This is a genomic window from Xanthomonas hortorum, from assembly GCF_024339125.1.
Lineage (GTDB): Bacteria > Pseudomonadota > Gammaproteobacteria > Xanthomonadales > Xanthomonadaceae > Xanthomonas > Xanthomonas hortorum.
The window spans coordinates 2,957,734-2,983,057 of sequence record NZ_CP101417.1; the positions used below are offsets into that span (position 1 = coordinate 2,957,734).

Genomic DNA, 25,324 nt, shown 5'->3' on the forward strand with positions numbered 1-25,324 from the left:
ATACTCATTGCGCCTGGCCAAGCGTTGCTCACTGCGCGGCGCGCGCCCATGCGGGTTGACAGGCACGGCTATACTTGCAGGTTATGTATCAGTGAGGGTCGGCCCGCAGGCCGGCATCTGTTTGGATCGAGCAATGAGCAGGCTGTTTAGAGACGTCGAGGGCGGGACGCTGTTCCCGCACGGAAGCGTGGTCTGCATCGGCGCCTTCGATGGCCTGCATCTGGGGCATCGGGCATTGGTGCAGCACGCGGTCGAACGCGCGCGCGCGCTGGGCGTGCCGGCAGTGGCAGTGAGCTTCGAGCCGTTGCCGCGCGAATTTTTTGCTCCGGCAGCGCCGCCGCCGCGGTTGACGCTGGCCCGCGCCAAGATCGAAGGGCTGTACGGCCTGGGCGCCGACAGCGTGGGCATGATCCGTTTCGACGGCCACTTGGCGGCAATGAGCGCTGAGGATTTCGTACGGCTGGCATTGGTTGGCCGGCTGTGCGCCAAAGAGGTTTGGATCGGCCCGGAATTCCGCTTCGGCCATCGGCGTGGCGGTGATATCGGCCTGCTGCGCGCGCTCGGTGAGCGGTACGGCTTCGCGGCCGGCGAGATCGCCCCGGTGCATCTGCGCGGCGAGCGTATTTCTGCCACGCGCATTCGCGAGCTGCTGGGCACGGGCGAGTTTGCGCATGCCGGCGAACTGCTTGGCCGCCCGTACGCCATCGGCGGGCGGGTGGTGCGCGGCAAGCAACTCGGCCGCACGCTGGGTTACCCCACTGCCAACTTGCGCTTTCCGCGCACGCCGGCGCTGTCGGGTATCTACGCGACCTGGGTGCATGGTGTGGCCGATCGGCCGTGGCCGTCGGTCTCGAGCTTTGGCACGCGACCGACGGTGGCCGGTGTGGAACCGCTGCTGGAAGCGCATCTGTTCGATTTTCAGGGCGATTTGTACGGCCGCCACCTCGAAGTCGAATTCGTCGCCAAGCTGCGCGACGAAGAAAAGTTCGATGGCTTGGAGGCATTGACCGTGCAGATGCATCGCGATGCCGAGCAGGCGCGTGCGGTACTTAATGCGAGTCCCTCGCGAGAGCCCGCACCTCCATGTGCGGACAATAAACATGCGAGCTCCTCGCAAACGTCTGCACATGCAAGTGCAGACGCTTCAGACAACGCAGCGCAACGGTAGAGACCTGTGACCCACGACTACAAAGCCACGCTCCATCTGCCCGCGACGGAATTTCCGATGCGCGGCGACCTGCCCAAGCGTGAGCCGGCGATGCTGGAACGCTGGGAGCGCGAGGGGCTGTATGCGCAACTGCGCGCCAACGCGGCCGGGCGCCCGCTGTTCGTGCTGCACGACGGCCCGCCGTATGCCAACGGTCAGATCCATCTGGGCCATGCGGTCAACAAGATCCTCAAGGACATCATCGTCAAGTCGAAGTATCTGGCTGGCTTCGATGCGCCGTACATCCCGGGCTGGGACTGCCACGGCCTGCCGATCGAGATCGCGATCGAGAAGAAGTACGGCAAGGTCGGCGTCAAGCTGGATGCGGCGCAGTTCCGCCAGAAGTGCCGCGAATACGCCACCGAGCAGATCGATCTGCAGCGGCGCGACTTCAAGCGCCTGGGCGTGATCGGCGATTGGGACAACCCGTACAAGACGCTGGATTTCCGCTTCGAAGCCAATGAAATCCGCGCGCTGGCCAAGGTGGTCGACAACGGCCATCTGACCCGCGGCGTGAAGCCGGTGCACTGGTGCTTCGATTGCGGCTCGGCCTTGGCCGAGGCCGAGATCGAATACGCCGACAAGGTGTCGCCGACGGTGGATATCGCCTATCCGGCGCGCGATCCGGGCGCTGTCGCTGCCGCATTCGGCGCGACGCTACCGGCGGGCGTGGGCGTGGCGGTGCCGATCTGGACCACCACCCCGTGGACGCTGCCGGCCTCGCTGGCGGTGAGCCTGGGCGCGGACCTGGATTACGTGCTGGTCGAAGGCCCGGCCGATCGCGGCCAGCCGCGTTGGTTGGTGATCGCCGAGGCGTTGGCCGGCAAGGCACTGCTGCGTTACGGCGTGGAAACAGTGGTAGTGCACGGCCATGCCAAGGGCGCGGCGCTGGAACAGATGCTGCTGAACCACCCGTTCTATGCCGAGCGCGAGATCCCGCTGCTGCTGGGCGATCACGTGTCCGCCGAAGACGGTACCGGCGCTGTACATACCGCACCCGGTCATGGTCAGGAGGACTATCAGGTTTCCAAGCAGTATGGGTTGCTGGAGCGCTACGGCGCTGCGCAGATCAACCCGGTGGATGGGCGCGGCGTGTATCTGCCGTCGACGCCGCCGCTGGGCGACACCGTGCTGGCCGGGCTGCATATCTGGAAGGCCAACGACATCATCATCGATGCGTTGCGCGACACCGGCGTGCTGCTGGCCGCCAGCAAGATGGAGCACAGCTATCCGCATTGCTGGCGCCACAAGACGCCGATCGCGTTCCGCGCTACGCCGCAGTGGTTCATCTCGATGGAGCAGGCCAACCTGCGCGCCGATGCGCTCAAGGCGATCGAAAACGTGCATTGGTATCCGTCCTGGGGCCAGGCGCGCATCGCCGGCATGGTCGACGGGCGCCCGGACTGGACGATTTCGCGCCAGCGCACCTGGGGCGTGCCGATCGCCTTGTTCGTGCATCGCGAAACCGGCGAGCCGCATCCGCGCAGCACCGAGTTGCTGCGCCAGGTCGCCGACAGGGTGGAACTGGGCGGTGTGGACGTGTGGTACACGCTGGACGCGGCCGAGCTGCTGGGTGATGAGGCGGCCGATTACGACAAGATCACCGACATCCTGGACGTGTGGTTCGACTCCGGCGTGACCCATGAAACAGTGCTGGTGGATCGCGGCCTGCCCAAGCCGGCCGACCTGTATCTGGAAGGCTCCGATCAGCACCGTGGCTGGTTCCAGTCCTCGCTGCTGACCGGCGTGGCGATGGACAAGGCCGCACCGTACAAGCAGTGCCTGACCCACGGCTTCACCGTGGACGAGCACGGCCGCAAGATGTCCAAGTCGCTGGGCAACGGCATCGAGCCGCAGGACATCATGAAGACCCTGGGCGCGGACATCCTGCGCCTGTGGATCGCCTCGGCCGATTACAGCAACGAGATGTCGCTGTCGCAGGAGATCCTCAAGCGCAACGCCGATGCGTATCGCCGCCTGCGCAATACCGCGCGCTTTCTGCTCGGCAATCTGCATGGATTCGATCCGTTGCAGCATCTGGTGGCGCTGGACGACATGGTGCTGCTGGACCGCTGGATCGTGCATCGCGCGCACGAGCTGCAGGAAAAGATCGCCGCCGCGTATGCGCGTTACGACTTCGCCGAGATCGTGCAGGCGCTGCTGAATTTCTGCAGCGTGGACCTGGGTTCGCTGTATCTGGATGTGACCAAGGACCGCTTGTACACGATGGCCGAGGATGCGCGCGGCCGCCGTTCGGCGCAGAGCGCGATGTATCACGTGGCCGAGGCGTTCGTGCGCTGGATCGCGCCGGTGCTGAGCTTCACTGCCGAAGAACTGTGGGGCTATCTGCCGGGCAAGCACACCGACAACGTGCTGTTCGCCACTTGGTACGACGGCCTGGCGCCACTGCCGGCCGCTGCAGCGTTGACCAGTGCCGACTTCGACAAATTGCTGGCCTTGCGCGAGCAGGTGGCCAAGGTGCTGGAGCCGATGCGTGCCAATGGCGCGATCGGTGCGGCGCTGGAAGCGGAGATCACCGTCGCCGCCGATGCGCAGACCGCCGCGCGCTGGCAGCCGCTGGCCGAGGAGCTGCGCTTTTTGTTCATCAGTGGCGATGTCACCGTCACCGCAGCCAGCACCGACGACATCTTCGTCAGCGCGCAGCCGACCACCAAGGCCAAGTGCGTGCGCTGTTGGCACCACCAGGCCAGCGTGGGCAGCGATCCGCGTCACCCGGAACTGTGCAGCCGCTGCGTGAGCAATCTCGAAGGCCCGGGCGAGGCGCGTCGCTGGTTCTGATGCGCGCATCGACGGCAACGCGTCGCGGAAGATTCCGCGACACGTTGCCGATGTTTTTCGTAGAACGTGCTGCGCTGGAACGGGCCGCTGCTTTATTTGCAGGCTACTGCGCCACACGCTTACGCGGCGCTGACCGCTATGCCTGATGCGTTGTGGCGCTTGCTGAAGCTCGCGCTTGCGGCAGAGCGGGGCAGGGCAGCTGGCTGAAGCGTCCATGCCATCCTCGCTTGCCTGTCATCCACCTTTGATCATCGTTGTTTAGTTTTCGCCATCTCCAACGCCATCCAGGCATCTTCTCCGGCGTCGGAGAAATCACAACCAATTGCGACCTCTCGACATGAGTCAACGCCCCAAACCCTCCGCCCTGATCTGGTTGCTGTTGTCTGCGCTTGTGGTCGGGCTGGACCAGTGGAGCAAGGCCTGGGTGCTGTCCAGCCTGCCCGAGTACACCGCCGTGCCGGTGATCGACGGCTTCTGGAACTGGTACCGCACCTATAACACCGGCGCGGCCTTCAGCTTTCTGAGCGATGCCGGCGGCTGGCAGCTGTGGTTCTTCACCGCGCTGGCGGTGGGCATCAGCGGGCTGCTGGCGTTCTGGCTGTCGCGCACCGCGCGCGGCGAGTGGCGTAGCGCGCTGCCGTATGCGCTGGTGATCGGCGGGGCGATCGGCAATGTGATCGATCGCCTGATGCATGGCCACGTGGTCGATTTCATCCAGTGGTACATCGGCAGCCACACCTGGCCGTCGTTCAATATCGCCGACTCGGCGATCGTGGGCGGCGCCATCGGCATCGCAGTGTTCGGGCTGTTCGACAAGGGCGGCAAACGGGAGTCAGGGATCAAAAATTAGCAATCGAGGCTGAAGTGTTCCTGCGGGCGCACGCCGCCCGGTCCGATTCCTGATTCCCCATTCCCGTAGAATGCCCGCCATGGAAGTCCTGCTCGCCAATCCCCGTGGTTTTTGTGCCGGCGTCGACCGTGCGATCGAGATCGTCAAGCGTGCGATCGAGACGCTGGGCGCGCCGATCTATGTGCGCCATGAAGTCGTGCACAATCGTTTCGTGGTCGACGACCTCAAGCAGCGCGGCGCGGTCTTCGTCGAAGAACTCGACGAGGTGCCCGACAACGCCACGGTGATCTTCAGCGCACACGGCGTCTCGCAAGCTGTGCGTTTGGAGGCCGAGCGCCGCGGGCTCAAGGTGTTCGACGCGACCTGCCCGCTGGTGACCAAGGTGCACTTCGAGGTGGCGCGGCACTGCCGGGCCGGCCGCGATGTGGTGCTGATCGGCCATGCCGGGCATCCGGAAGTGGAAGGCACGATGGGGCAGTGGAGCCGTGAGCGCGGCCCGGGCACGATCTATCTGGTCGAAGACATCGAGCAGGTCGCCACGCTGCAGATCCGCCAGCCTGAAAACCTTGCCTACACCACCCAGACCACGCTGTCGGTGGACGACACCATGGGCATCATCGAGGCCCTGCGTGCGCGCTTCCCGGCGATGCAGGGGCCGCGCCACGACGATATCTGTTACGCCACCCAGAACCGCCAGGACGCGGTGCGCGATCTCGCGCGCCAATGCGATCTGGTGCTGGTGGTCGGTTCGCCCAATAGCTCCAACTCCAACCGTCTCAGCGAGCTGGCACGACGCGACGGGGTGGAGTCTTACCTGATCGACAACGCCAGCGAGATCGACCCGGCCTGGATCGTCGGCAAGCAGCACATCGGCCTGACCGCCGGCGCTTCCGCGCCGCAGGTGTTGGTCGACGGTGTGCTGGCACGGTTGCGCGAACTGGGCGCCGAGGGCGTCTCCGAGCTGGAGGGCGAGCCGGAATCGATGGTGTTCGCGCTGCCCAAGGAACTGCGGTTGCGTCTGGTTAGCTGAAGTCGGCTGACCCGCTTGCCGGGTTGCCTTCAGACGACCGCCTGCGTTTTAGTCGAGTAGGCCGAGTTGATCGGTGTGATGGATGCAGCGATTGGTTGACGGATTTTCGCGCTGGGAGACAGCCGGCAGTCGCCAGGACATGACGCAATGCCGGCTACCGCCATGCCCAGCCCGCCAACTGCGGCGATTGACCGGGGACTGGCTCCGCTCCTACAATTCACGGCTCGCCGGAATAGCTCAGTTGGTAGAGCGGCGCATTCGTAATGCGTAGGTCGTAGGTTCGATTCCTATTTCCGGCACCATCGCTTCAATACTGGGTCGGCCATTGGTCGGCCCAGTTGCGTTTTGGACGGATGCACGTACACCTCAGCGCACGCGCAGCCATAGACGTTGCACATTACGCAGGCCTGATTGCGCAGGTCCGCAATCGCATCATTTCTGCCCTGCGCAGCGCTGCGACAACATGTCGCATACGTTTGCGCGTATTAATTGCGGCAGATCATGGCCGATGGGTTTCGTGCAGGTGCAGCAAAGTTTAAAATTAGGAAGCTAACCCGTGTCTTCGGTCTGCGCGGTCATCTTTCTTCAGGAAGAGCGCTGCCGGACATGTCCCGAAAGGGGATGCGACGCATGAGGCTGGCGTTCCTTCGCACTTGGATCGACCGATGATTCCGTTGAAACATCTCGGGCGTGTACTTCGTCCAGGCCTGATGTTGCCGTTCCTGCTGTTGGCAGGCTGCAACTCGGCCATCCTCAATCCGAAAGGCCAGATCGGCCACGACGAGAAGCAACTGCTGATCACCTCGGTGGTGCTGATGCTGATCGTGGTCATCCCGGTGATCGTGATGACGATCGCGTTCGCGTGGAAATACCGCGCGTCCAACACGAAGGCGCGCTACGAGCCGGATTGGTCACACTCCACCGCCATCGAAGTGGTGGTGTGGTCGATCCCGTGCGTGATTATCCTGGTGCTGGCGGTGCTGACCTGGCGCTCCTCGCATGCGCTGGATCCGTACCGGCCGCTGGATTCGGACGTCAAGCCGCTCACCATCGAAGCGGTCTCGCTGGACTGGAAGTGGATGTTCATCTACCCGGATCAGAACATCGCCACGGTCAATGAAATCGCCTTCCCGGTGCACACGCCGCTGAACTTCAAGATCACCTCAGACACGGTGATGAATTCGTTCTTCATCCCGCACCTGGGCACGATGATCTACGCGATGGCCGGTATGGAAACCAAGCTGCATCTGGTGGCCAACGAGCCGGGCGAATACTTCGGCCTGTCGACCAACTACAGCGGTCACGGTTTTTCGAAGATGAGCTTCAAGGCGCATGCGGTCGATCAGGCCGGCTTCGATGCATGGGTAGCCAAGGTCAAGGCATCGCCGAAGGCGCTGACTGCCGCTGAGTACCAGGTGCTGGCCGCCAATCGCAACGATAAAGAACAGTATCCGGTCACCTACTACTCGTCGGTGCAGGACGGCATGTTCCGCTCGCTGGTCGACAAATACATGAATGGTCCGGGTCACGGTCCGCAAGGCCATGGCGAAGGCCACGGCGACCATCAGGCATCGGCTGCAGAGCCGGTTGCCATGTGCACTTCTGGAGACAAGTGATGCTAGGCAAACTTACGCTCGAGGCGGTTCCGTACCACGAGCCGATCATCATGGTCGCTCTCGGTGGCGCCGGCCTGCTCGGCCTGCTCATCGCGGGCGCCATCACCAAGTACAAGCTGTGGGGCTACCTGTGGAACGAGTGGTTCACCTCGGTGGATCACAAGCGCATCGGTGTGATGTACATCATCGTGGCGCTGGTCATGCTGCTGCGCGGCTTTGCCGATGCGGCGATGATGCGTGCCCAGCAGGCGTTGGCGGGTAACGGCGGCGAAGGTGTGCTGCCGCCGCATCACTACGACCAGATCTTTACCGCGCACGGCGTGATCATGATTTTCTTCATGGCCATGCCGTTCATGACGGGCTTGTTGAATCTGATCGTGCCGCTGCAGATCGGCGCACGCGACGTGGCGTTCCCGTTCCTGAACTCGCTGAGCTTCTGGCTGTTCGTAGCCGGTGCGGCGCTGATCAACATCTCGTTGGGTGTCGGTGAATTCGCGCAGACCGGCTGGTTGGCGTATCCGCCGTTGTCGGGGCTGGAATACAGTCCAGGGGTTGGTGTCGATTACTACATCTGGGCGTTGCAGGTCTCAGGTTTAGGCACGTTGCTGACCGGCATCAACTTCTTCGTGACGATCATGCGGATGCGCGCGCCGGGCATGACCCTGATGCGCATGCCGATCTTCACCTGGACCGCGTTGATCACCAACATCCTGATCATCGCCGCGTTCCCGATCCTGACCGTGGCGCTGGCATTGCTGGGTGCCGACCGTTACCTGGGCACGCACTTCTTCACCAACGACGGTGGCGGCAACGCCATGATGTACGTCAACCTGATCTGGATCTGGGGCCACCCGGAAGTCTACATCCTGATCCTGCCGGCGTTCGGCATCTTCTCCGAGTTGATCGCGACCTACAGCCGCAAGCGGCTGTTCGGCTACACCTCGATGGTCTACGCCACCTCGTGCATCGGCGTGCTGTCGTTCGTGGTGTGGTTGCACCACTTCTTCACCATGGGCTCGGGTGCCAACGTCAATGCCTTCTTCGGCATCACGACGATGATCATCTCGATCCCGACCGGTGTGAAGATCTTCAACTGGCTGTTCACCATGTTCCGCGGTCGTGTGCACATGACCTCGCCGGTGCTGTGGACGATCGGCTTCATCATCACCTTCACCATCGGCGGCATGACCGGCGTGATGCTGGCGATTCCGGCGGTGGACTTCGTGCTGCACAACAGCCTGTTCCTGATCGCGCATTTCCATAACGTGATCATCGGCGGCGTGGTGTTCGGTTACCTGGCAGGTCTGACCTACTGGTTCCCGAAGGCGTTCGGCTTCAAGCTCAACGAGAAGATCGGCAAGGCCTCGTTCTGGTGCTGGATCATCGGCTTCTTCGTGGCCTTCATGCCGCTGTACGTGCTCGGCTTCATGGGCATGACCCGCCGCATGAACACCTACAACCACCCCGAGTGGGCGCCGTGGCTGTACGTGGCCGCTGCGGGTGCTGCGATCATCGGCATGGGTATCTTCCTGAACCTGGTGCAGATCGGTTACAGCGTCTGGAAGCGCAAGGAGCACATGGATTACACGGGCGATCCGTGGGATGGCCGCACGCTGGAGTGGGCAACCTCTTCGCCGCCGCCGTTCTACAACTTCGCCGTGCTGCCGCATATCGACGACCGCGATCAGTTCTGGGCCGACAAGCAGAACGGCAAGGGCTGGGTGCGTCCGTCCAAGTACGAAGCGATCCACATGCCGCGCAACACTGGTGCAGGCGTGTATATCGGTGCCTTCAGCGTGCTGATGGGCTTCGGGTTGATCTGGCACATCTGGTGGCTGGCGATCATTGGCCTGGTCGGCATGATCGGCAGCTTCATCGCACGTACCTTCGATGACGACATCGATTACTGGGTGCCGGCCGACGAAGTGGAGCGCATCGAAAACGCGCGCTTTGCCCTGCTCGAACAGCAACATGCGGCGCAGGCCGCGAAGGTGGTATGACCATGTCTTCCTCGACCACGCTTGACCACGCCGCCCACGCGGGCGGCCACGACGACCACGAGCATCACGACGCCGGTGGCAACACCGTCTTCGGGTTCTGGGTCTACCTGATGAGCGACTGCCTGCTGTTCGCCGGTCTGTTCGCCACCTATGCGGTGCTCTCGGGCGCCACGGTGGACGGGCCGACGGCCAAGGAGTTGTTCGACCTGAAGTTCGTGCTGGTGGAAACCTTCCTGCTGTTGTTCAGCAGCCTGAGCTTCGGCGTCGCGATGATTTCCGCGCACAAGCGCAGCATGACCGGGCTGTATGCCTGGTTGGGCGTCACCGCGCTGCTGGGCATCGGCTTTCTGTGCATGGAAGTGTGGGAGTTCAACCACCTGATCCACGAAGGTGCCGGCCCGGGACGCAGCGCGTTCCTGTCGGCCTTCTTCACCCTGGTGGGCACGCACGGTCTGCACGTGGCCTCGGGTCTGTTGTGGATGGCAGTGCTGGTGATCCAGATCTCCAAGAACGGCCTGACCCCGCGCAACAGCACGCGTCTGGCCTGCCTGAGCCTGTTCTGGCATTTCCTGGACATCATCTGGATCGGTGTGTTCACCGTCGTCTATCTGCTGGGAGCGCTGTAATGGCCAATCACCACGCGCATGAAACCGCCGCCGACGCACATGCCGGCGGCCTGAAGTCCTACCTGATCGGCTTTGTGATGGCCGTGATCCTGACCGTCATCCCGTTTGCGATGGTGATGAGCGGGGCGTTCTCCAAGGGCGTCACCGTCATCGTGATCTCGCTGATGGCCGCCGTGCAGATGCTGGTTCACATGGTGTATTTCCTGCATATGGATCGCTCGCCCGAGCAGCGTTCCAACGTGCAGGTGGGCCTGTTCTCGCTGCTGATCATCGGCATCGTGATCGTCGGTTCGCTGTGGGTGCTGCACAACATGAACGTCAACATGATGCATTGAGACGGCGCCACGCCGGATCGCGTCATGCTGTTATGAAGAAAGCCGCCAGCGATTGGCGGCTTTTTTTTGCGCATGAATTTGCCTGCGGCATGACCAATGGCATACGGGGAAGCCGTGGTGGGCGCTTAGCATCGTGGGCTTGCCTGTTCCAGGTCACCTGCGGAGTTGCGATGAAGATGCCCACCCTGTTGTCCGTGTCGCTGCTGGCAGCGCTGTCGTTGCCCGCCGCCGCGCAAACTGCGCCGCCGCAGGACGTGCCGTTCGAAGGCAGCTTGAAGATCGATGTCGATGCCACCGATCTGGCGCACCGCATCTTCAAGGTCAGGACCACCATGCCGGCAAAGCCCGGCCCGATGACGCTGCTGTATCCGCAGTGGATCCCCGGCAATCACTCGCCGACCGGGCCGATCGACAAGCTCGCCGGCCTGGTGATCAAGGTCGATGGCAAGGTGGTGCCGTGGACGCGCGATCAGTTCGACGTGTACGCCTTCAAGATCGATGTGCCGCAGGGCGCCACCGAGCTCGTAGCCGAGTTCAAGTTTCTCTCTCCGCAGGCCAGCAACCAGGGCCGGGTGATGATGACCCCGGAAATGCTCAACCTGCAGTGGAATACCACCGCGCTGTATCCGGCCGGTGTCTTCGCACGCAACATCAAGACGCAGGCCAGTGTGACCTTGCCCAAGGGCTGGGACTACGCGACCGCGCTGGAAACCCAGAGCCGGGTCGGCGACACGGTGACCTTCAAGCCGATCGACTTCGACGACCTGGTCGACTCGCCGATGTTCGCCGGCAAGTACTACAAGCGCGTGGAGCTGAGCGGCGGCAAGCAGCCGGTCTACCTCAACGTCTTTGCCGACGAAGCCAAGTCGCTGGACGCCAAGCCCGAACAGATCAAGGCGCATGCGGCGCTGGTGCAGCAGATGGACAAGTTGTACGGCGCGCGCCATTTCGACCATTACGAATTTCTGCTCGCGCTGACCAAGAAGCTGGGCGGTATCGGCCTGGAGCATCACCGTTCCAGCGAAAACAGCGGCGTGCCGACCTATTTCACCGAGTGGGACAAGAGCTGGACCGGGCGCGACCTGCTCGCGCACGAATTCAACCATTCCTGGAACGGCAAGTATCGCCGCGGCGCGGATCTGTCCACGCCCAATTTCAACGTGCCGATGGGCGACAGCCTGCTGTGGCTGTACGAAGGCCAGACCCAGTTCTGGGGCGAAGTGATGGCCGCGCGCTCGGGCCTGTGGACGCAGGATCAGGCGCGCGACATGCTGGCCGGCGTGGCGGCAAGCTATGAGCGTGGCCGCCCCGGCATGGCCTGGCGCACTGTGCAGGACACCACCAACGACCCGACCATGTCGATGCGCCGCCCGAAGGCGTACCGCAGCTATCAGATGAGCGAGGACTATTATTCCGGCGGCCAGATGATGTGGCTGGAAGTGGACAGCAAGCTGCGCGCGCTGACCAACAACAAGCGCTCCATCGACGACTTCGGCAAGGCGTTCTTCGGCATGAAGAACGGCGATTGGGACGTCAATCCGTACACCTTCGACGACATCGTGACCACGCTCAACGGCGTGGCCGCCTACGATTGGGCTAGCCTGTTGCGCAGCCGCATGGACGGGCACGGGTCGTTGAACGGCGGCATCGAAGCCAATGGCTGGAAGCTGGTCTACAACGAGGAGCCGAACCTGGCCACCAAGGCCGACGAGAGCGACGACAAGGACGCCAATCTGGCCTATTCGCTTGGCGTGTCCTTGAAAGCCTCTGGCGACATCGGTGATGTGCTGTGGGACGGCCCGGCCTTCAATGCCGGCCTGATCGCCGGCAACACGATCGTGGCGGTCAACGGCCGCGCCTTCAGCAGCGAGGTGATCAAGGACGCGATCACGGCGGCCAAGGGCAGCACTGCGCCTATCGAATTGCTGGTCAAGCGCCTGGATCGCTACGACACCGTGCGCATCGATTACCACGGCGGCCTGCTGTATCCGCATCTGGAGCGCATCGCCGGCAAGCCGGATCGCTTGAGCGAGTTGTACAAGGCACGTTGATGGGCGCTGCCCGCTCGGAGCTGTTCGAGCGGGCAATGGCAGGAGCTGGAGCTGCATGGTCGGCTGCGATCGATCATGCAGCTTCGGAGATCGATCTTCGTTGCTGCCGATGCCGACTGATCGATAGAAAGACATCGCGCTAGCCAAGTGGCCGGCCTCGTCGATGCCTCCCACGTAGAGCGTCGTTGTTGAAATTTCCAGTTGCACGCAATCCAACAGTGCGTCAGCTTGGACGATTCCCGATTCCCGATTCCCGATTCCCGATTCCCGATTCCCGGCGCCAAGCGCCAGCGTCGCGCATCCTGAGACCGGCGGCGACTATGCTGTCGCTCCAGAAACGATTGGCTAACTGACGATGGCGAAGGCAAAAATAGCCTATGTCTGCGGCGAGTGTGGCGCCGAATACAACAAGTGGCAGGGGCAGTGCACCGAGTGCGGGGTGTGGAATACGCTCAGCGAAATCGTGCTCGAAAGCGCAACCCCCGGCGGCAAGGCATCGCCGGCGGCTTCGCGCCGCACTGGTTGGTCGGGCAAGACCGAGGCGCCCAAGATCACCGCGCTCAAGGACGTGCGCCAATCCGAACAGTCGCGCGTGTCCACCGGCATCGGCGAGTTCGATCGGGTGCTGGGCGGCGGTCTGGTCGAAGGCGCGGTGGTGTTGATCGGTGGCGACCCCGGCATCGGCAAGTCGACGTTGTTGCTGCAGGCATTGGCTAGCATGGCCAGTACGCTGCCGGTGCTGTACGTCACCGGCGAAGAATCGCTGGCCCAGGTCGCAGGACGTGCGGTGCGCCTGGATCTGCCGCTGGAAGGCCTGAATGCGCTGGCCGAAACCGGCATCGAAAACATTCTGCAGCACGCCAGCGTGGCGCGGCCGAAGCTGATCGTGGCCGACTCGGTACAGACCTTGTGGACCGAATCGCTGACCGCAGCGCCGGGTTCGGTGAGCCAGGTGCGCGAGAGCGCGGCGCGGCTGGTGCGCTATGCCAAAGAAACCGGCACCGCCGTCTTCCTGGTCGGCCATGTGACCAAGGAAGGCGGCATCGCGGGGCCGCGCGTGCTGGAGCACATGGTCGATGCGGTGCTGTACTTCGAAGGCGAGAGCGGCAGCCGGTTTCGCTTGCTGCGCGCCTTCAAGAATCGCTTCGGTGCGGTCAACGAGCTGGGGGTGTTTGCGATGGGCGAGAAGGGCCTCAAAGAGGTCTCCAACCCGTCGGCGATCTTCCTGTCCGGCGGCAGCACCCAGCAGCCCGGCAGTTGCGTGATGGTCACCCGCGAAGGCACCCGGCCGTTGATGGTGGAGGTGCAGGCGCTGGTGGATGCCTCGCCGTTGTCCAATCCGCGTCGGGTCGCGGTGGGGTTGGAACAGAATCGGCTGGCTATGCTGCTGGCGGTGCTGCATCGCCATGGCGGCATCGTGGTGGGCGATCAGGACGTATTCGTCAACGTGGTTGGCGGCATCCGCGTGCAGGAAACCGCGGCCGATCTGCCGGTGTTGCTGGCAGTGTTGTCCTCGTTGCGCGACCGGCCATTGGCCGAGAAGACGATCGCCTTCGGCGAGGTGGGGTTGTCCGGCGAGATCCGGCCGGTGCCCAACGGCGAGGATCGCCTGAAAGAAGCCGCCACCCATGGCTTCAAGCGCGCGATCGTGCCCAAGGCCAATGCACCGAAGACCACCAGCATCAAGGGCATGGAGATCATTGCGGTGGAGCGGCTGAGCCAGGCCTTGGAAGCGGCGGCTGACTGAGGTCCACGCAGAGCGGGGCGCGCGCTGAGATGCGCTGAGCTGTGTCGAACGTGGCGGCAGCCTTGCCTCGACCATGTCAGGCAGCCGCATGTTGCGCTCTTCCCGACCGTCGCCGGCCGACCGTCTATGAGCTATGAGCGATCGGACGCCCTGACGATCGCCTCTCGTGCGCGCACGCCCAGCCAGAGTCATCGTTGAAAACCTGGCAACCTTCAGTGCGTAACGAGCTGCGGCGGCGACGTGCCGGGTGCACAACGTCAGCCGGTCTGGTTGGTGCGTTGACCTGGCCTCTCCGCTGCGACTGAGCACTGCAAACCGTCTGTCGGATAGACGGCTGTATTCGCGTTTGATTGTCGAGAAAACGTTTTCAGAAAGAGTGCGGCTATGGCACCATGCGCGGCCGGTTGCACCGTGCACCGGATCACAGACACCGCTGACTGCTCTTACCTGGAGAATCACAATGGAATGGATGTTGTTGCCGCTCAAGCGCTACGCCGACTTCACCGGTCGCTCGCGTCGCAAGGAATACTGGATGTTCTTCTTGCTGCAGATGATTGTGCTGCTGGTGCTGGGCGGCATTTTCGGCGTCGCGGCGGCGATAGGCGGCGGCGACAACGGCCCCGGCCCGCTGGCGTGGGTGGTGTTTGCCATCATCATGATCGTCGGCCTGGCAATGATCGTGCCGGGCATTGCAGTGACCGTGCGTCGCCTGCATGACCAGGGCAAGTCCGGCTGGTTCTATCTGATCAGCCTGGTGCCTTACGTGGGTGCGATCGTCTTGCTGGTCTTCATGTGCATGGACGGCACCCCGGGCCCGAACGAATACGGTGAAAGCCCCAAGCAGTAACCGGACGCACCGATCGATCGAACAACGGCGCAGGGAAGTCCCTGCGCCGTTGTCGTTTGTGCAATTTTATTGGCTTGAAACAAGCCTTGCGTCGGCACGCACCACGCCAAGACGCGTCTGGATCAGCACGCCGCAGCGTGGCTTGCCGCGTTCTGGGGTGTGAGCTTGCCCGGAGTCACTGCATCTGTGTCATGCAGTGCAAGTTCCAGCTTGTAGCCATGCGAATACACGGTTCTGATGCGCACCGCGCCACTGTGATTGCACAGCTGCAACTTCTTGCGCAGCTTGTAGATGTGCTGCTCCATGGTGCGGTCGGTGAACTCGGTATGGCTTCCCCATACCGCCTTGGCCAACTGGCAGCGGCGGAAGCACACACCGGGGCTGGAGAACAGCAACCAGGCAATCGAAAACTCGCGTGCGGTGAGTACGATCGGCTTGCCGTGCAGATACACGGTGTTCTCGTCGCGGATCAACTGGTAGGGCCCAACGCTGAGTTGCTGCGTTTCAGGGCATGCCTGCGCCACCGGCGAGATCGCCAATGCCGCGCGGACATGCAACTCATGCGAATTGAACGGCAGCGCCAGCACGTCCTGCGCACCGGCGCGATACCAGGCCAGGATGTCGTTGGGGCAATCGAAGCGCCCCAGCACGATCAATGGCGTTGGATGGCCGCTATGGCAGCGCTGCCAGGCCAGCAGCGAACTATCGTCGGAGGCGACGCAGGTCGCATCGAACACCAGCAGCTCGCAAGGGGAATGTCGCAGCGAGCGCAGAAGTTCGAGTTCGTCGGAAAAGACCGCAAAACTCGGCGCGAGCGGTGCGAGGCTCGCGTTGACCTGCGAGGCCAGACGCGCATCCTGCGTCAACAGGAAAGCCGATCCTTGCTTGCCGGAAGCGTTGGCGTACATCAGCCAGCCTTCCCATGTCGGCATGCGTACCAGTCGTATGTCGGGTGCCTGTGACGAGCAGCCGGCGCCAATACAAAACCCACGTGTATAGATAAGTACATCGCCAAACCTTTCGGCTGCCAGGGAGGGTCTGACCGAGATCAGACGAATGGTATGTACCATTGGCGAGGCAGAAAGTTTCACTGCTGCGTACTTTTCTTCGGCTTTGCGTGGGTTGGCTTTAACGTGCGCTCAGATAGGCGTAACGGAGCTCTTACATTTAGGCATGGATGCGCCGGAAATAACAAAATTACGACATTGCTGCGGCGGATGGCCCTGCGGAAGCGCCAGAAAATTGCCTGGGCCCGCAGACATCCAGACCAATTGGTCAGGTATAGACCAAGGTATTGCAATTTATTCGCTGTTATAGCGCTTGTGGAATATGTCGGCGGTTTATCGACGCGGCGGATCGCCGAAGTTTCTATTCGCGGCAATTGCGTCTGTTACCACACGCAACCGACATGCAGTCATTGCCACGACATGCTTCGACAACGCGAGGTGCGCGTGGAAGCGAGATGTTCCGAGACGTTCCGGCACCGCCAGGGTCTTGCTGCAGGAGCCGATGTCTTCAATACGCAATCGCATGTCGTGCGATGTCCTGTGCACGACATCGGACCTGGAGTGCAAAAAATGCCCACATGCTCTGCACGCTGTGCGACTGGCACGGCTCGGCACAGAGTGAGAATTTTTGATTTTCTTAGTGCCCCAAAGTGAGAAATTCCATTGGATCCGCTGCATACAATCGATTGCGCCAAAAGACCGGCGAAATTGGTTGTTTTTTGCTCATCCCCCTAAGAGAGAGCCTGGCATGATCCTTTCCACCTACCTCGCAGCGATCTCTGCGTTGTCGTACGCAGACCGTCTTCCTACCTATACAAGCAGGATGCTGGTTGGTGCCTGGCCGCAGGGTCTGCAACACCTTCAACAACGCCGCGACGGGCAGGCCGCCTCGGATGGCGGCGACGATGAAGTCAGCCTGCTCGGCGCCAGTGGTGACGCGCTGCTGATCCTGGAGTATCAGGAAGAAGCCGAAGATGCCTATCGCCATGCGTTGAAGGCGATGCGGGGGCATCAACGGCAGCTGCGGCTGCTGTCGTGCCGCAACACCGCCTGGTTGATGCTGAGCCAGCGCCGGCTCAGCGCCGCGTTGAACTGTTTTGCGCAGCTGGCGATGGACCGCGAGACACCGTCCTGCCTGTGCGGCGAGAGCCTGTTGGGTAAAGCGTTGACGCACTTCCATCTTGGCCAGAGCACACTCGCGCTGCAGACGCTGGAGCGCGCCAACGAGGTGCTTTCGGAACTGGAGACCGGTGCGAGCGATTGGCTGCGGATCGCCACCGCGCTGCGCCTGGACATGATTGCGCAGCTGCGCATCCGTCGCTCCGATCGCATGAGCGACCACGTATTCTGGCAGGCCACGCTGCGCCAGGAGGATGCGGCGCATGCGTTCGAGCCCAACGAGCTGCGCGCCTGCATCGCCGATCTGGCCGAGAGCATGCCGGTGCTCGCCCAGCGCATGCGGCATGTGCGCAACCTGCTGCGGATTGCCGGTGGCGATACCTTCGGTTTCGATGCGCAGATCGATGCGTTGCCGGCTGCGGCCACCGGTTGCCCGCCGTGCGCCCGCCAGGACGCGCAGGTGGAACTGGCACTGGCTGCGTTGGCGGTGGGGCGTGCGGATCTGGCCGAGCGTGCGTTGGCCGGTGCCGGCCGGCACCATGCGCCGCGCTGGAATCTGGAGTTCGAGTATTGCCAGGCCAAGATCAGCCAGGCGTTGGGCAAGACCGAGCAGGCGTTGTTGCTCTACAACCGGTATGCGTTGGGTGCGGTGCAATGCCTGCGCAGCGAAGTGCAGGCGCCGCGCCTGCTGGAAAGCGGTACCCCGGCGCATGTGAGCGACGACATCTCGGCGCGTCTGCCGGCCAAGTACCGGCGCGCCTACACCTACATGATCACCAACGCGCATCGCTCGGATCTGTCGATCAACGAAGTGGCTGCGCAGATCGGGGTGACCGGGCGCGCCTTGCAGCAGGCGTTCAAGTCTGCCACCGGGCTGTCGCCGACCCAGGTGCTGCGCCGTTACCGGATGCAGAGCATCCGCGACGAACTGCTGGCCGAAGGCGGCTGCGGCAGTGTGCTGCAGGCGGCAAGCCGTTGGGGCGTGGGCAGCCGCTCGGCGCTGGCCAAGGGCTACCGCCAACACTTCAATGAGGCACCGATGGAAACCTTGCAGCGATAATGTGTCTGGCGCCACGGCCGTGCAGTCATGCAGGCCGTGGCGCTTCGTTTCCGGTGGGTGATGCAGCAGCGATGTCCGGTCGCAGTGCGGTGGAGGGATCCGAATTGAGACGTGCGTGCGTGCGGCGTGGCTTGCGGCTATGCTTTCCGGCTAGCATTGCCACCCAGGAAGGCGCGTCCGAGGATGGGCGTGGCCGCCAAGGAAACGACAGACGATCATGCAAGATCACACCTCCGAGGCGACGGACGCCTCTCAGATCCGCCGTGCAGGCGTCGATCTCAACGGACTGATGTCCGTCCTCAGCAAGCACCTCTATTCCACACCGGTGGTCGCGTTGCGCGAGCTGGTGCAGAACGCGCACGACTCGATCCTGCGCCGCCGCCTGGAACAACCCGACTGGCAAGGTGAATCGCGCATCGAAGTGCATGCCGATGCGGCCCAGGGCATCGTACGCATCGTCGATACCGGCGCGGGGCTGACCCAGCAGGAAATTCACGATTATCTGGCCACCGTGGGCGTGGGCTACACCCGTGGGCTGCGTCAGGGCGGGCACGAAGACAGCGGCCTGATCGGCATGTTCGGGCTGGGCTTTTTGTCGGCCTTCGTGCTGGCGCGCCGGGTCACCGTGCGCACCACCTCGTACCAGAGCCCGACGCTGGGGCATTGCTACATCTCCAGCAATGCCGAGCAATACACGGTCAGCCCGATCCCGGCGCGCGCGCAGGTCGGCACCGAAGTGGTGCTGGAACTGCATGAGGACTATCTGTCGTTGGCCCAGGAAGGGCGGCTGCGCGAGATCCTGTCGCGCTACTGCGCGCTGTTGCGCGAGCCGATCTGGATCGGGGGCGATGCACAGGCGATCAACCCGGAGCCACCACCGTGGCGCATGCACGATGCGGTGCCCTTGCATCCGGTGCAGGCCTGGCGGCGGCAACGCGAGTTTGCCGCGCGCTTCGAGCGCAACTTCGAACCGCTGTGCTGCATGCCGGTGCGCACGGAGGAGGGCAGCGATGCGGTCGGCTTGCTATGGGTACAGGACGGGGCGACCTACGGCACCAGCGACAACCGCAATCTGTCGGTGTTCCTGCGCGGCATGCTGTTGGACGACAACGCACGCGAGCTGCTGCCGCCGTGGGCGGGCTTCATCGGCGGGGTGATCGAATCCAATCGCTTGACGCCTACCGCCAGCCGTGAGGATCTGCAGCGCGACTCCACCTACACGGCGGTGCAGCACGCGCTGTCCGAAGCGCTGGTGCAAGGTCTGGCCGATGTCGCACGTCAGCAGCCGGAAGCCTGGCGACGCATCCTGCTGCGCCACAACGAGGCCTTGCTGGGTGCGGCCTTGTGCGACGAGCGCCTGTTCGAGTTGCTGATGGAACACGTGCGGGTGCCGACCTCGCAAGGCGATCTGCCGGCCCAGCAGTTGCCGGCGCGTGGCGCAGTGCATGTGATCCTGGATAGCGACAGCGGTTTCGAAGAGATGCTGTTCCGCGCGATGGGCGTGCCGGTGGCCTACGGAAATCGCTATGCGGTGGTGCCGTTCCTGCGTCGCTGGGCGCAGGCCAAGGGCGTGCGGCTGGTCGAGCTGGGTACCGAGCAGGGCAACCGGCAGTTGTTCCAACTGGACGACAGCTTGCCGGCCGACGAACTGGCCTGGCTGGAACAGCATCTGGGCGATGGCGAAGCCTTGGTGCCGGCGCGTTTCAGCCCCGAAGCATTGCCGTTGGTGGTGGTGCCCGACCGTGAGGCCGAACTGAAACGCCGTCTGGAGCAGGACGAAAACGACAAGCGCGTGTCCACCGCTGCGTTGCGGCTGGCCCGGCAGTTCACTGCGGGGATCGAAGCACGCCAGACCCAGCGGCTGTATCTCAATCTCGACAACCCGGCGTTGCAGGCATTGCTGGCGGCGCAGCGTGCCGGCAATCCGCAGGCGGCGGTGGCGGCGCGGCTGCTGCGCTCGCTCAAGGTGATCGTGTCGGCGCAGGGGCGCACCCAGCCGCAGCCGGGTGCCGGCGCATCGGGCGGATCGGGCGGATCGGATTTGAACCGGGCTTTCGGCGATCTTGCCGAGGCCGTGACCCAACTGCTGGCGCGCTGAGCGCCGCATCGAAGGAGCAACAGGATGGAAATCTGGAACTGGGTTGAAAAGCTGCAGGACGATCTGGGCGAAGCCGGTCAGCCGCAGAACGCGCAACTGCTGACGCGCCTGACCGACCACATCTGCGACCTGCAGATCGAGCGCGCCGAAGCGCTCTTGCCCGAGGCGCGTGCGCTGGGCAAGACGCTGGCCAATCCGTGGCTGGAGGTGTTCGTCGGGCACTGGGAAATGCGCAACCGGGTCGGCAACCTGTGCGAAGGCGAGCGTGCGCTGAGCGATGCGGTGACGCTGTTCGAGCGCGCGCATCGCGCCGATGCGGTGGAGTGCCCGCAATCGGTGTGCGTAACCCAGGATCTGGCCGCGTGCTACGCCAATATCGACGGGCCGGGCTGGGTGGAAGAGCGCATCGAAGTATGCGAGGAAACGCTGGGCCGCATCGACCCGAGTTGGTCGTGTTACCAGTGTCTGAGCTGCGAAAAAGCCGACGCCTTGCTGGACGATGGGCGCGGCGAGGCGGCACTGCATTATCTGGAAGAGCAGTCGCAGACCATTCTTGCGCATGGCGGGCAGATCTACGACGGCGTGCCGGACATGCGCATCTCGATCCTGCTCTCGCTCGGCCGTGCAGAAGAAGCGCTGGCGCTGATCGAACAGCGCGAACGCGAGGCCGCACGCGAAGGTGCAGAGTGGGCCAACTGCAGCCAGCCGCGGCGTTTGCAAAAGGCGCGCGCATTGGCGTTGTTGCATCGCGATGATGAAGCGCTGGAGGCATTTCTGCCGTGGCGCGAGGTTGCGCCGCGCTATCGCATGCACTGGTTGCGTGCGGTGGTGGTGCTGGTGTCGCGCACGCCGGAACGCAATACCTGGGATCTGGGCAGCCGCTTGCAGGTGATGCTGGATCATTACGCGCAGGTCGGTGCGCATCGCATCCTGATCGACGCGGCCGAGATGGCAATCGAGCTGGCGTTGCAGCGTGGTGCGGTGTGGACCGCGCGCCGGCATCTGGCGCTTGCGCGTGCGCATGTGCCCAAGTTGCGGCAGGATCGTGGCGCGACGCAATTGCTGGACCGTTTGGCCATGCGCATCGAGACCGCACCGGCGGGCGAGGCGCCGCCGGTGCCTGCCGCGCAGTTGCTGGAATGGCTGGAGGCGCAAGCCGAAGACGTGGTGCGCAACCCCGAGCGCGAGGCGCAATGGTTGCTGCAGGCAGTGGCCGAGCGTCCCGACGATGCCGAGTTGGTGGACACCACTGCCTCAGCATTGAGCGCGTGTGCGGCCGACGATGAGGCGATCACGCTGCTGTGGGCATTCGTGCAGCGGCATGCCGACCGCGAGACCAGCCCGACCTTCCGGCTGATGAATCTGCTGCTGGGCCGTGGCGACGACGCCGGCATGCGTCGGCTGGCGCAGCTGTATCGCCCGCTGGTGCCGGTGGCGGCGCTGTGGTGCGAAGCACAGCTGGCCCAGCGGCTGGCCGATTGGCCGGCGCTGGAACAGGCCTGTACCGCGTTGCTGGAATTGTCGCCCGGCTCGCATGGCGCACGCGGTTTGCTGGGGCGCATGTATCTCAACACCGGTCGGTTTGCCGAAGCGGCCGAGGTCTACCGGCAACTGACCGAGCTGATGGAAGAACCGCGCTCTGCGCATTGGGATCACATGACTGCGGCCAGTGCGGCGCAGCAGTGGGAGGCGGTGCGTGCCTCGGCGCTGGCGATCGGCATGGAGCTGAGCAGCACTAGCGGTGTGGTCGAAGAGAACTGGGGCTGGGTGATCGTGCGTTGTGTGGACGACGGCGAGGCGGCCGAGTATTACGCGCGCCGCACCGGCCCGGTCACCGCGCGCATCCTCGAAAACGCGCCTGCGCATCGGCGTCAGCATGTCGGCGATTGGGTGGTGTTCGATGCCGAGTTGCTGTATCCGCCGCCGGAAGACGAGGCCGAGCGCGAGCGTTTCGTACCGACCTACGCGCAGGTGCATGTGTTGCAGGCAGGCGGTTACGGCAGCAGCTGGTTGGTGGATGGCGTGCATCCCGGCGAGCCGGCGGTCGAGGCCTTGCGCGAAGAGATCGAGGCCCGCGGCTGGAAGCTGTGGGTGCACAGTCGCGACGATTATCACGTGATCGATCCGCAACATCCGGACACGTTCGACCCGGAAGACGCAAGCACGGGCCTGCCCGGCGTGCTGTTTACTGTAGCGCTGCCGGAAGCGGCAGCGCCGTTGGAATTGCATCGCGCCTTGCTGGCCGCCACCGCGCAGTGGCCGCACACGATGTGCTGGCTGCGTTTGGCCGAGGCCTGCGATCAGGATCCTCGCCCACATCTGGAAGCAGTGGAGCGTTACGGGCTGTAAGGGCGACGATCAATATCATCGCTGAGCCGCTTAGGTCGTGTGCGGGGATAGTCGATGCGCGGTACTGCATTTGGTGTCCTACTGCGGTACGCGTGCAAGCGCCTGCAGCGAACCGAAGCATTCCCACGAAACCTGCTGACTTCGTGTGCGTGGTCGGCTTGCGCGCGGTGCCGCATCCGGGCACGTCGCTCGTGTCCGATCAGCTGCGCTTGCCGTAGCGCTCCAGCCAATGCGCGTACGACGGTGGCAGCACCCACGACGGGCGTTCTTCGCCCAGCGCCAACGCGGCGTGATACGGCCAGTGCGGGTTGGCCAGGTGCGCGCGGCCGATCATCACCAACTCCATCTGCCCGGCGGCGATCACGCGGTCGGCTTCCAGCGGGTCGTCGATATTCCAGGACGAGGCCACCGGCAGCTGTGCCTCGCGGCTGACGCGTTCGGCGAACGGCGCCAGCAACGCCGGGCCCCATGGAATCTGCGCGGTCGTGGTGCTGAAGCCCATGCTGACGTTGAGCAGATCCAGGCCGCTTTGCTTGAAGTTGCGCGTCAGTGCGATGGCTTCCTGCAAGGTCTCTTCATCGCGGCCATCGAATTCGATCACGCCAAAGCGCGCGGTGAGCGGCAGATGTTCCGGCCAGACCGCACGCACGGCTTGCAGTGTTTCCAGCAGGAAGCGTCCACGATTTTCGGCAGTACCACCGTACTGATCCTGGCGCTGATTGGCGTGCACCGAGAAGAAGCTCTGCGCCAGATAACCATGCGCAAAATGCAGCTCCAACCACTGGAAGCCGGCATCGCGCGCACGCTGTGCGGCGGCGACAAAATCGCCGCGCACGCGGGCGATGTCGTCCAGCGTCATTTCGCGCGGCAGTTTGGGCAAACCGCCACCGAAGGCGACGGCCGAAGGCGAGATGGTGTCCCAGCCACGTGCGTCGCCGTCGGCGATGTGGTCGTCGCCTTCCCACGGCAGGTTGGCGCTGGCCTTGCGCCCGGCGTGACCGATCTGGATGCCGGGTACTGCGCCAGCGGCGCTGATCGATGCCGCAATACGCGCCAACCCTTCGGCCTGGGCGTCGTTCCACAGGCCCAGGCAACCGGGCGTGATGCTTCCTTCCGGCGACACGCCGGTGGCCTCGACGATCACCAGGCCCGCACCGCCGCGCGCCATGCTGGCGTAGTGGACCTGATGCCAGTCGTTGGTGAGGCCGTCCACGGCGGTGTATTGGCACATCGGCGGAATGGCGATGCGGTTGCGCAGCGTGAGGTCTTTGAGTTGATACGGAGAAAACAGCGATGACATCGGAGAGCCTGAGAAAAGTCTGGGCGCGATCAGAACACGCCCGGCCACAGCCCGACACGCCGCTGGTGGCACAGCGCGTTGCACGCACTGGCGGTTGCCCACAGGCGTGCTTGTTCGGCGTACAGGTATCACCTCGCTTCGATCAAACTCCCCAGCACGCTTTGCGGCAGCGTCCGCCATCGGTCGGCGGCACTCAGACCATCACCGCCTGCATCCGCCGCCTGCATCTGCGCAGGCGTGGCAGGGCGCACGTTCGCCATGTGCGCTGCAATGTCAAACTGCAGGGTGTAGTGTCTGATGACTGCTACAGGTTCGTCGTTGGTTGCCGAATCTGAATTGTTTTATTCTGCTGCGCTTCGGCGTGGGGGCGCCGCGCCAACCACGGGCGCAGTCCAGCCCGCATGCCCGGCCTTTCTTCTCTTTACTCGGCGGGTGATCTCATGGTGGCATTGCAGCAGCGCTCGATCGATGCGATTCGTGGGCAGGAAACAACGTTGTTGACCGCGTGGCTGGGTTCCAGCCTCGGTAACGACGTGCGTATTTCGCGGCAGGAAATCGAAACCCAGGGCGCGGAATTCCTGCGCTTGCTGGTGGCCTCGTTGAAAGACGGCGGCAGCAGCCTGGACAGCGCCGAATGGAGCGAGGTGCGCCGTTTTCTGGAGACGCTCTCGCGCGACCGTGCCACGCGCGGCTTCGATTCGCAGGAAACCGCCAACTTCATTTTCTCGCTCAAGCGCGTGCTGTTCGAGCTGGTGCAGCGCGAGTACGCCAGTGCGCCGGAGGAGTTGGGCCTGCAGTTGTGGGCGCTGTCCGAATTGCTGGATCGTCTGGGCCTGTACACCGTCAAGGCGTTCCAGAAGACCCGCGAAGACATCATCGTGCGGCAGCAGGAAGAAATGCTCGAACTCTCTACCCCGGTGGTGAAGTTGTGGGACGGCGTGCTGGCGCTGCCGATGATCGGCACGCTGGATTCGCAACGCACCCAGGTGGTGATGGAATCGCTGCTGCAACGCATCGTCGATACCGGCTCGGAGATCGCCATCATCGACATCACCGGCGTGCCCACCGTGGACACCTTGGTGGCGCAGCACCTGCTCAAGACCGTCACCGCGATTCGCCTGATGGGCGCCGATGCCATCATCAGCGGCGTGCGCCCGCAGATTGCGCAGACCATCGTGCATCTGGGGCTGGATCTGCAGGGCATCGTCACCAAGGCCAACCTGGCCGACGCATTGGCGCTGGCGCTCAAGCGCACCGGCGTGACCGTGAGCAAGGCGAGCTGA

General features: G+C 63.6%; 17 protein-coding genes and 1 tRNA gene. 16 read left to right on the plus strand and 2 right to left on the minus strand.

The features are described from left to right. Positions 1–133: 133 nt before the first annotated feature. From NMB96_RS12680 to NMB96_RS12735, 12 genes are all read left to right on the plus strand, one after another. A complete protein-coding gene (locus NMB96_RS12680) occupies positions 134–1,168 on the plus strand; it encodes a bifunctional riboflavin kinase/FAD synthetase (protein ID WP_023903126.1) in 1,035 nt (344 codons plus the stop codon). 6 nt (positions 1,169–1,174) lie between these two features. Continuing rightward, positions 1,175–4,006: an isoleucine--tRNA ligase gene (gene ileS, locus NMB96_RS12685; RefSeq protein WP_023903127.1), complete on the plus strand. Its 2,832-nt coding sequence runs from the start codon at positions 1,175–1,177 to the stop codon at positions 4,004–4,006. Positions 4,007–4,343: 337 nt separating this feature from the next. Then, a complete protein-coding gene (lspA, locus tag NMB96_RS12690) occupies positions 4,344–4,856 on the plus strand; it encodes a signal peptidase II (RefSeq protein WP_043889026.1) in 513 nt (170 codons plus the stop codon). A gap of 79 nt (positions 4,857–4,935) precedes the next feature. Further along, positions 4,936–5,886 (plus strand): 4-hydroxy-3-methylbut-2-enyl diphosphate reductase, encoded by a 951-nt coding sequence (gene ispH, locus NMB96_RS12695; protein ID WP_074056941.1) that lies wholly within the window; start codon positions 4,936–4,938, stop codon positions 5,884–5,886. 226 nt (positions 5,887–6,112) lie between these two features. Continuing rightward, positions 6,113–6,188: transfer RNA gene (locus NMB96_RS12700), tRNA-Thr, on the plus strand. A gap of 363 nt (positions 6,189–6,551) precedes the next feature. Further along, positions 6,552–7,502, plus strand: coding sequence for a ubiquinol oxidase subunit II (cyoA, locus tag NMB96_RS12705; protein WP_104550311.1), 951 nt, complete (start codon positions 6,552–6,554; stop codon positions 7,500–7,502). Further along, complete coding sequence (gene cyoB, locus NMB96_RS12710; RefSeq protein WP_006450193.1) at positions 7,502–9,502, plus strand: cytochrome o ubiquinol oxidase subunit I; 2,001 nt, start codon at positions 7,502–7,504, stop codon at positions 9,500–9,502. Before cyoA ends, cyoB begins: the two co-directional genes overlap by 1 nt. Next, positions 9,499–10,128: a cytochrome o ubiquinol oxidase subunit III gene (gene cyoC / locus NMB96_RS12715; protein ID WP_006450194.1), complete on the plus strand. Its 630-nt coding sequence runs from the start codon at positions 9,499–9,501 to the stop codon at positions 10,126–10,128. Before cyoB ends, cyoC begins: the two co-directional genes overlap by 4 nt. Beyond that, positions 10,128–10,463 (plus strand): cytochrome o ubiquinol oxidase subunit IV, encoded by a 336-nt coding sequence (gene cyoD / locus NMB96_RS12720; RefSeq protein ID WP_006450195.1) that lies wholly within the window; start codon positions 10,128–10,130, stop codon positions 10,461–10,463. The genes cyoC and cyoD overlap by 1 nt, the downstream gene beginning before the upstream one ends. A gap of 170 nt (positions 10,464–10,633) precedes the next feature. Beyond that, entirely contained in the window at positions 10,634–12,514 is a 1,881-nt protein-coding gene (locus NMB96_RS12725; protein ID WP_023903134.1) for a M61 family metallopeptidase, read from the plus strand. A gap of 355 nt (positions 12,515–12,869) precedes the next feature. Next, on the plus strand, positions 12,870–14,261 hold the full coding sequence (radA, locus tag NMB96_RS12730) for a DNA repair protein RadA (protein WP_023903137.1): 1,392 nt from the start codon (positions 12,870–12,872) through the stop codon (positions 14,259–14,261). Positions 14,262–14,721: 460 nt separating this feature from the next. Then, the gene (locus NMB96_RS12735) at positions 14,722–15,108 is read left to right on the plus strand and encodes a DUF805 domain-containing protein (protein ID WP_023903138.1); all 387 of its coding nucleotides are present in this window, start codon (positions 14,722–14,724) and stop codon (positions 15,106–15,108) included. 122 nt (positions 15,109–15,230) lie between these two features. Here the strand turns inward: NMB96_RS12735 and NMB96_RS12740 are convergent, their stop codons facing one another. Then, positions 15,231–16,016, minus strand: a complete 786-nt coding sequence (locus NMB96_RS12740) for a winged helix-turn-helix domain-containing protein (protein ID WP_023903139.1) — start codon at positions 16,014–16,016, stop codon at positions 15,231–15,233. 922 nt (positions 16,017–16,938) lie between these two features. Here NMB96_RS12740 and NMB96_RS12745 point away from each other — a divergent pair. From NMB96_RS12745 to NMB96_RS12755, 3 genes are all read left to right on the plus strand, one after another. Further along, positions 16,939–18,294 carry a helix-turn-helix transcriptional regulator gene (locus NMB96_RS12745; RefSeq protein WP_174556022.1) on the plus strand — a complete coding sequence of 452 codons (1,356 nt, stop codon included), beginning with the start codon at positions 16,939–16,941 and terminating at the stop codon, positions 18,292–18,294. A 217-nt stretch (positions 18,295–18,511) separates the two neighbouring features. Then, the gene (locus NMB96_RS12750; protein ID WP_255084973.1) at positions 18,512–20,392 is read left to right on the plus strand and encodes an ATP-binding protein; all 1,881 of its coding nucleotides are present in this window, start codon (positions 18,512–18,514) and stop codon (positions 20,390–20,392) included. Between the two features lie 24 nt (positions 20,393–20,416). Next, positions 20,417–22,741 carry a hypothetical protein gene (locus tag NMB96_RS12755; RefSeq protein WP_255084974.1) on the plus strand — a complete coding sequence of 775 codons (2,325 nt, stop codon included), beginning with the start codon at positions 20,417–20,419 and terminating at the stop codon, positions 22,739–22,741. Between the two features lie 199 nt (positions 22,742–22,940). On the opposite strand, the gene NMB96_RS12760 is transcribed toward NMB96_RS12755, so the two are convergent. Then, entirely contained in the window at positions 22,941–24,041 is a 1,101-nt protein-coding gene (locus NMB96_RS12760) for an NADH:flavin oxidoreductase/NADH oxidase (protein WP_255084975.1), read from the minus strand. 440 nt (positions 24,042–24,481) lie between these two features. Between NMB96_RS12760 and NMB96_RS12765 the strand changes: the two genes are divergently transcribed. Next, positions 24,482–25,324, plus strand: coding sequence for an STAS domain-containing protein (locus NMB96_RS12765; protein WP_023903147.1), 843 nt, complete (start codon positions 24,482–24,484; stop codon positions 25,322–25,324).